The sequence below is a fragment of the Pseudoalteromonas rubra genome (assembly GCF_005887115.1).
Lineage (GTDB): Bacteria > Pseudomonadota > Gammaproteobacteria > Enterobacterales > Alteromonadaceae > Pseudoalteromonas > Pseudoalteromonas rubra_F.
On record NZ_PNCJ01000027.1, the window covers coordinates 150633 to 158233 of the forward strand.

A 7601-nucleotide genomic window follows, 5' to 3' on the forward strand; every position below is an offset into this window, starting at 1 on the left:
AATAAATAACTTTGCTAGCATAAAAGGAAGAGTGGGAACAGTAAAGCGGTGCTAAGATGTAAACTGTGCCGAGTTAGCATCGGCACATTCACAATGAGACGTAAACTAGCGGATTTCGTCTGGGATATTTTGTTGCGCCCAGGACAATAATTCAATCCGGTTTCGGCATTTGGTTTTTCTGAACGCACTGTACAGGTGAGTTTTCACCGTATGCGGGCTGATGTTCAGATCTTCCGCAATTTCTTTGTTCTTTGACCCTTTACTCATTAAGGTAATGATGGCCTTTTCACGCTTGGTGAGTTTAACCGGCTCAATATCACCTTCTGTCAGTTTGTGTAGTGCATCTTTGTTAAACTGCAGCATGCGGTTCAGTGCATTACACATGATCTCTCGACGATACCATAGCTGATCTTCCATCAGCAGGCGGATCCCTTTCATCAGTACATCCGCATTATCCGTAGTATAGAAGACACCACGGATACCACTAAGCAAGGCGCGGTTGGCCAGCTCAGGATTTTCATCGAGATTAAATAACACAATGTCGCAACTGACCTTGAGATTGACAAGCTGCTCTTTTAACTTGCCCCAGGCATCATTAACAGCCGTTTCAATGAAGAGTAAACGAGTGTTCTCTGGTACTTCTGAAATATCGGTCCCAGTGATTACGTCCAACCCCTGAGTTTTCAGTAATGGTTGTAATACATTGACGCCTATGGTGTTAATAGGTTCTTTGTCTAGCAATAAAAATGCAGTACTGCTCATGTGGAAAACACTCTCATTCTGTCTGATTACGCAATGCTATCACGGGACTCAGACCTTTTGTATTAGAAATATCATCAATAAATAGATTGTTCTGCTATATATTGTGGCATTTCTGATCTTGTTGTCGGATTAAAGCCTTAGGGTTGAATCTAAGGCTTTGATATTTATGTTGTTATTTTTGTTTTTGCTAATATGTTAGTAAATTACATTCATTAACAAAGAATAATTTAGCCTACTACTTTTTTCTTATCCTGGTATGGGGGCCAGCCCATTTCTTTTCCCGCAAGTACATGCAAATGAATGTGGTAAACCGTTTGACCGCCATCATTATTACAGTTCATAACCGCACGATAGCCGTCGTCTGCAAAGCCGTGCTCTTTAGCAAGTTTAGCTGCTACCAGATACAAATGCCCAACCAGGTGTGCATTTTCTTCATTAATGTCATTCATGGTGGCGATCGGTGTTTTTGGGATCACCAGAACATGAAAGGGAGCTTGCGGATTGATGTCCTTAAACGCCAGGGCCAACTCATCTTCATACAGGATATCGGCGGGAATTTCCCGATTAATTATCTTGGTAAAAATTGTTTCTTGGCTCATTATTTTTCCTTGTATACGAAAGTTTAGCTGATCAGCATAGCGTGCAAAGAGTAAGATACAAGCGAAAAGTGTTGTTCAGAGTTTAGTCACTCGACAAGCGGATACTAATCTCCGGCTGGTGAGTGTTTTAGTCCGAACAGGACGCTTAATTACTCTGTGGCTATTTTAGGTTCACAGCTAAGTGTCAGCCACATTAACAACAAAATAAAGAGGAATTATGAAGAAAATACGCATTTTTTACTTTCTGTGCGTCAGCCTGTTATGTGGGCGTGTTTTGGCGGCGCAATTGCATTTTCCGGAAGAACTCCTGCCGTTACAGGTGGGGCAGCAGGAGATAGAGCATTCTTTTTTTAACAAAGTAAGAGAATTGACGCTTTCGCAAGGGATGCATCAGATCCGGGTTAAGTATACGGACTTGTATGAAGTCGGTTATGACGACCACGAAGTAATTGAGTCTAAGCCTTTTTGGGTCACGGTTGAGGTGAGTGAGCAGGGAAGTTATCACGTCGGGTTTACACGGGCTGACACGCTCAAAGCCGCTAAGCGGTTTGCCAAACAGCCCCAGCTTTGGTTAACGGCACCAGATGGCACTCGCTCACCGGTCAAAACACTTGCACAGCAGTTAAAGATCCAGACTGTACCAGTGCCAGAGGTTGCTCCTGCGGTAGCGCGACCTGTACCTCCAGTAACAGAGGCTGTCGCAACGCAAGCCATAGCTCCTCAACCTGCAAAGCCAGATGCAGCGGCAATGCTAGAGTTTTGGTGGCAACAGGCTAGTCCAGCTCAAAAAGCGGCATTTTTGAAAAAAGTACAGCCTCAGTGAGACTGTACTGATAGTCGCGAAGTGTGCGGCTCTTGGTAGGTATTACTTGGCGAAAATCGCATCTATGGTGCCCTGTGCCAATGGGTGGTAACCCGGGCGAGCATTTTGATAAACCTGATATGCCCAGTCGCGTTTGCCATTGGCAACCAGTGACTTGTATAAGCGGACAATCAGCTTACGGCGGCCAATCCCGGTCAGGTGCTTATCAAGTGCAGGGTAGATTGCGTCATAGCCATTACCGACAGCCAGCATAAACCAGGCAAAGGCCAGCTCGGCATTGGTTGAATTGGTCAGCCCAAACGCCTGGTCGAGCGCAGTCATTTTATCCTGTTCCAGGTCGCGCGGCAGGTTATTGATAAAGTGCAACCACTCATGCACCGTCCAGCTGGCGGTGGGAATGGTACTAAGCGTGCTGTTGCCAGCTAACCAGGCCTTCGTCGCAGCATCGACTTTATCAAATGCATCTGAGGTCGGATTCGGTGCATCAGCCGGTAATCCCGGTTGGTGGATCCACTCATTAACCTTATCCATGCTGACAATGCCAGGGTGTTTGTTGATGAGGTGTTTTTCTATATATTGCACAAACTCGGCGGTGGTCAGCGATTTAAACGCGTAGGCGTCAAAGTAGCCTTTCACAAAGGCGTCAAACACGTTACGGCCAAACTTTTCTTCCAGGTAGATCAGGAACAGCTGACCTTTAGTGTAAGGAATTGTGCTGAATGCATCGTCCGGATCGCGACCATTGAGGCGCAGATTCAGGCGCGTATCCGGTGCCGGTAATTCTTTGACTACGGTACGTAATCGGGCGGTATCCAGTGCTTGTTCCATGACCGCGCGCTCACGACCAAACACCTCTTCCATAATGCGGTTTTCGACATAGGAGGTAAAACCTTCGTTCAGCCACAGGTCTTCCCAGGTGGCATTGGTGACCAGGTTGCCCGACCAGGAATGCGCCAGCTCATGGGCTATCAGGTTAACCAGGCTTTTGTCACCAGCAACCACAGTTGGGGTAATAAAGGATAAACGCGGGTTCTCCATGCCACCAAACGGAAAGCTCGGCGGCAACATCAGTAAGTCATAACGTCCCCAGGCATATTCGCCGTACATGGCATTGGTTTTATCTATCATCGCCTGAGTGTCATTAAACTCAGCAACAGAGGCATCTAATATCTGTGGCTCGGCAAAAATGGCGGTTTGGTGTGACATCTCTTTGTATTCGAGGTTGCCAGCGCCGATAGCGATGAGATAAGGCGGGATGGCCTGCGGCATATCAAACCAATAGTCGCCATCTTTGATTAACGCGCCACTGTTGTCGGCACTCATGACGGCACGCACATCTTTGGGTGTATTAACACGGGCGGAATAGGTCACACGCATCGCCGGGGTGTCCTGGACGGGGATCCAGCTGCGGGCATGGATAGCCTGAGACTGACTGTACATAAAAGGGTGCGACTTGCTGGCGGTTTGCTCTGGCGTCAGCCATTGCAGACCGGAAGCCTGTGGCAAGCTGTTATAGTAAATGCGGGCTTTTTTGGCTTGTTGCTTAAAGCGGATAGTCAGTTTGGCGCCTTTCACATCATCGCGTTGAGCAAGGGTGAAAGAGGCAGGATACCATTTGCCGTTGCTGCCCTGATACATCACTTTGTCTATTTCAAGGTCACGGGTGTCCAGCACCAGGGTTCTGGCTTGTTTGTTTTGCCATGCCAGCGTGTGTTCCACAAAACCTTCCAGCTGTTTGTCTGCAAAGTCGACATCCAGATCCAGGTGAAGGTGTGTACTGATCACGTCGTTGAGGTTGGCATAGGTGTGTTCGTCCACCGCCTGAGCACTCAGGGCGGTATGTGACAAGCCTGCTAAGGCAAGACCAAAGGTTAGGGCAGAAAGTTTCATTATTATCCTTGCTCATGATGTGAGTAGAGCCGTTGTTATACCACTTAAGTGCCAAAATGACACCTTGATGCGCCAAAGCCAAGGATAGGCTACACTAGCGGCAATTTTGCATTTGTTACAGGGTTTGGGCGTGCATTCTTTGCAGTCATTACACACATTCTCGCTACCGGCGTCATGCAGCACCTTGCTGCGTGTAACGGATCCGGCGCAGCTTTACGACCACGATTTTAGTACGCCATTTTATATTTTAGGTGAGGGCAGTAACAGTGTGTTCCTGAGCGATTATGCGGGCACAGTGATCCAAATGGTCAATCGTGGCGTGGCAATCGAAGAGCAAGCCAATCATTATGTTGTACGCGCCGCTGCGGGTGAGTCCTGGCACACACTGGTAATGCATCTGCTGGCACAAGGGATTGGCGGACTGGAGAATTTAGTCTTGATCCCGGGCACTCTGGGTGCAGCCCCGATCCAGAATATCGGCGCTTATGGCGTGGAGCTGGCCGATGTGTTGTATCAGGTGACGGGCTTTGATATTACCAGTCGCACCATGCAAACCTTAGATAAAGCGGCCTGTGAGCTTGGCTATCGCGATTCTGTGTTTAAACATGCGCTGAAAGATCGTTTTATCATTACTGAAGTGACTCTGCATCTACCTAAGCAGTGGCAGCCTGTGCTGAGTTATGGCCCGCTAAAAATACTCTGCCACGAGACGGTGACCCCACAGGCGGTTGCTGAACACGTCATGGCAACCCGGCGCAGCAAACTGCCGGATCCTCAGGTGCTGGCAAACGCAGGGAGCTTTTTTAAGAATCCGGTGGTCGACAAAGCGCAAGCCGACGCCTTAGCTAATCGTTATCCCGATATGCCCAGTTATCCGGTCGATGCGCAGCATTGCAAGCTGGCCGCTGGCTGGCTCATTGAATGTGCCGGGCTCAAAGGCTATCAACAGGGTGGAATCAGAGTGTATGAGCGTCAGGCCCTGGTGCTGGTCAATGAAGGCAGCAGTAGTGGTGAGGACCTTAAGGCGGTGATCAGCCATATTCAGCGCACTATACTCATTCAGTTTGACATTGTGCTGGAACATGAGGTCAGGCTGATAGGCCCACAGGGTGAAATTACAATACAGGAAGCGCACTATGGTTAAAGCACCCGATGGCAATAAGCTGGCCATTTTACATGCCCTGAGAAGCGGCGAGTTTGTGTCCGGACAAGTGCTCGGTGAGCAGCTTGGGATCAGTCGTGCTGCGGTGTCTAAACACATTAAATCTTTGCAGCACATGGGCATCGATATTTTTAAAGTGACGGGTAAAGGCTATCGCCTTAACAACAGCCTGCCTTTATTAGATGAGGCCGAAATCCGTCAGAGCTGGGACAAACTCAGCGAGGGGCCGTGTCAGATTGAAGTGCATTCTATTATTGATTCGACCAATAGCGAACTGATGCGCCGTATTCAGGCCCATCAGTCTATTCCCAAGGGGCAAGTGCTGGTTGCAGAAATGCAGCAGGCCGGGAGAGGTCGACGAGGTCGTCAGTGGCAGTCTCCATTTGGTGCCAACTTATACTACAGCTGTTACTGGCAGCTGGATGAAGGTATGCAGGCTGCTATGGGGTTGTCGATTGCCGTCGGGCTGGCGGTACATGATGCGCTTGACGCCTTGTTTGATTTGGATGTGCAGTTGAAGTGGCCAAACGATGTGTATCTGAATGAACAAAAGCTGGCGGGCATTTTGGTTGAGCTGGACGGTCAGGTTGAAGGTCCTTGTCATCTGGTGATTGGTATTGGTCTCAATGTGGCTATGCCACAGAGCGCCGCCGGACAAATCGATCAGGCCTGGACGGATCTGAGCCAGCACGTTAATGCGGTAAATAAAAATCAGCTGGTGGCTGTGCTGACTTTGTGTCTGCAAAAGCGTTTGGAGATATACCAGCGACACGGACTGAGTGTGATGACAGAGCAATGGAATGCACTGAATGTGCATCGTGGGCAGGCCGTGACTTTAACCACAGGTCAAAAACAATGGCGGGGTATTTGTGAAGGCATAGACCCGCAAGGTGGGCTGGTGCTGCGTCAGGATGGTGAACTAAAAACCTATTACGGCGGCGAAATCTCAGTACGTAAGGAAGCATTATGAAACTGCTGGTAGATGTGGGCAACACGGCACTGAAAACGGCAACGCTGGCAGGGGACGTTATCACTTTAGTCGCTGAGGCAGATATTCCCTGGTCAGAGATAGAAGAAGTGCTGATTGCGCAGGTGGGCAAGGGAGAGTTGGTGGCGCCACTGATTGCGCGTGCGCAGCAACTGGCGATTCCACATTATCAGGCTAAGACCAGTGCAACATTGGGCGGGCTAACCTGCGCTTATCCGCAATTTGAGAATCTGGGGATCGATCGCTGGCTGACGGTGGTGGCCTGTTATCATCTTTATCCGCAACAAAGCTGCGTGATACTCGATTGTGGCACCGCCAGCAAAATTGATGTGCTGAATCAAGCCGGACAACACTTGGGCGGCTGGATCTTGCCTGGTCTGGATATGATGATCAGCAGCTTGGTCAGCAATACCCAGAAAGTCTTCAGTGATGACACCAGCTTATTTTTGCCAGAGCTGGGTACCAATACGCCGAACGCGGTCAAAAATGGCGCACTTGTCGCAACCTTAGGCGCACTGGAATATTATTTGGGTCAGTCTGACGACAACCCCCTGATTGTTTGTGCAGGCGGGTATGGCGAATTAATGCAACAGCATTTAACGCGTCCTTGTGTCTACAACGACATTTTAGTGCTGCAAGGCCTGATGTACTGGCGTAAATATCAGCAGTTTGCATAATAATTTGCCTGCAATACAAGTTTTTGCTGTAAATGTGACCATTTAAACAATTATCTGTGATTTTTTTTACTTTGGGTGTTGCATAGTCCCGGTCATTCCTCTAATATCTCGCCCCGTACTAAAGCAGTGCCGACTTAGCTCAGTTGGTAGAGCAACTGACTTGTAATCAGTAGGTCATCCGTTCGACTCGGATAGTCGGCACCAGTTTTTAAACAGCAACGCTTTAGACAAGAATTTTTTGACGTGGAGGGGTTCCCGAGCGGCCAAAGGGATCAGACTGTAAATCTGACGGCACTGCCTTCGCTGGTTCGAATCCAGCCCCCTCCACCACTTTATTCTTGACGGTTAGAGGTAGTTAAGAACAGGTTCCTAAAGCGGGCATCGTATAATGGCTATTACCTCAGCCTTCCAAGCTGATGATGCGGGTTCGATTCCCGCTGCCCGCTCCAGTTTTCTGGTGTGCTGATATAGCTCAGTTGGTAGAGCGCACCCTTGGTAAGGGTGAGGTCGGCAGTTCAAATCTGCCTATCAGCACCAGTCTTCGGATCTTCCTAAATACTTCCTTTGATTTGTCATAAAAACATTTATAATTGTACTTAATAATTTTAGTCTGCCGCCGTTGTTGCGCGTGGATTATTTTTATATGTAATCTAGATACACAAAACTTATAGGTTCCGTCATGGCAAAAGAAAAGTTTGAA

The 7601-nt window shown here is 48.5% G+C and carries 7 protein-coding genes and 4 tRNA genes; 8 read left to right on the forward strand and 3 right to left on the reverse strand.

Annotated features, from left to right (window positions below; translation table 11 throughout):
* Positions 1-105: 105 nt before the first annotated feature.
* Positions 106-762 carry a helix-turn-helix transcriptional regulator gene (locus CWB98_RS17545; RefSeq protein WP_054016069.1) on the reverse strand — a complete coding sequence of 219 codons (657 nt, stop codon included), beginning with the start codon at positions 760-762 and terminating at the stop codon, positions 106-108.
* A gap of 227 nt (positions 763-989) precedes the next feature.
* The gene (locus tag CWB98_RS17550; protein WP_138546040.1) at positions 990-1361 is read right to left on the reverse strand and encodes a histidine triad nucleotide-binding protein; all 372 of its coding nucleotides are present in this window, start codon (positions 1359-1361) and stop codon (positions 990-992) included.
* Between the two features lie 217 nt (positions 1362-1578).
* Between CWB98_RS17550 and CWB98_RS17555 the strand changes: the two genes are divergently transcribed.
* Positions 1579-2184, forward strand: a complete 606-nt coding sequence (locus CWB98_RS17555; RefSeq protein ID WP_138546041.1) for a DUF2057 domain-containing protein — start codon at positions 1579-1581, stop codon at positions 2182-2184.
* Positions 2185-2226: 42 nt separating this feature from the next.
* Here CWB98_RS17555 and CWB98_RS17560 read toward each other — a convergent pair whose 3' ends face one another.
* A complete protein-coding gene (locus CWB98_RS17560) occupies positions 2227-4074 on the reverse strand; it encodes a M1 family metallopeptidase (protein WP_138546042.1) in 1848 nt (615 codons plus the stop codon).
* A gap of 130 nt (positions 4075-4204) precedes the next feature.
* Here CWB98_RS17560 and murB point away from each other — a divergent pair, with 130 nt between their 5' ends.
* The 7 genes from murB to CWB98_RS17595 all read left to right on the forward strand — a co-directional run bounded on the left by murB (position 4205) and on the right by CWB98_RS17595 (position 7438).
* On the forward strand, positions 4205-5218 hold the full coding sequence (gene murB, locus CWB98_RS17565) for a UDP-N-acetylmuramate dehydrogenase (protein WP_138546043.1): 1014 nt from the start codon (positions 4205-4207) through the stop codon (positions 5216-5218).
* Positions 5211-6206: a bifunctional biotin--[acetyl-CoA-carboxylase] ligase/biotin operon repressor BirA gene (gene birA / locus CWB98_RS17570; protein ID WP_138546044.1), complete on the forward strand. Its 996-nt coding sequence runs from the start codon at positions 5211-5213 to the stop codon at positions 6204-6206. The genes murB and birA overlap by 8 nt, the downstream gene beginning before the upstream one ends.
* A complete protein-coding gene (locus tag CWB98_RS17575; protein WP_138546045.1) occupies positions 6203-6901 on the forward strand; it encodes a type III pantothenate kinase in 699 nt (232 codons plus the stop codon). The genes birA and CWB98_RS17575 overlap by 4 nt, the downstream gene beginning before the upstream one ends.
* A 128-nt stretch (positions 6902-7029) precedes the next feature.
* Positions 7030-7105, forward strand: a tRNA-Thr gene (locus tag CWB98_RS17580).
* A 41-nt stretch (positions 7106-7146) separates the two neighbouring features.
* Positions 7147-7231, forward strand: a tRNA-Tyr gene (locus tag CWB98_RS17585).
* Positions 7232-7275: 44 nt separating this feature from the next.
* Positions 7276-7350 (forward strand) — tRNA-Gly (locus CWB98_RS17590).
* 12 nt (positions 7351-7362) lie between these two features.
* Positions 7363-7438, forward strand: a tRNA-Thr gene (locus CWB98_RS17595).
* Positions 7439-7601: the final 163 nt, after the last annotated feature.

Coding starts and splice junctions, on each gene's coding strand:
- CWB98_RS17545 (WP_054016069.1), bottom strand. CDS start 762: ATGAGCAGTACTGCATTTTTATTGCTAGACAAAGAACCTATTAACACC.
- CWB98_RS17550 (WP_138546040.1), bottom strand. CDS start 1,361: ATGAGCCAAGAAACAATTTTTACCAAGATAATTAATCGGGAAATTCCC.
- CWB98_RS17555 (WP_138546041.1), top strand. CDS start 1,579: ATGAAGAAAATACGCATTTTTTACTTTCTGTGCGTCAGCCTGTTATGT.
- CWB98_RS17560 (WP_138546042.1), bottom strand. CDS start 4,074: ATGAAACTTTCTGCCCTAACCTTTGGTCTTGCCTTAGCAGGCTTGTCA.
- birA (WP_138546044.1), top strand. CDS start 5,211: ATGGTTAAAGCACCCGATGGCAATAAGCTGGCCATTTTACATGCCCTG.
- CWB98_RS17575 (WP_138546045.1), top strand. CDS start 6,203: ATGAAACTGCTGGTAGATGTGGGCAACACGGCACTGAAAACGGCAACG.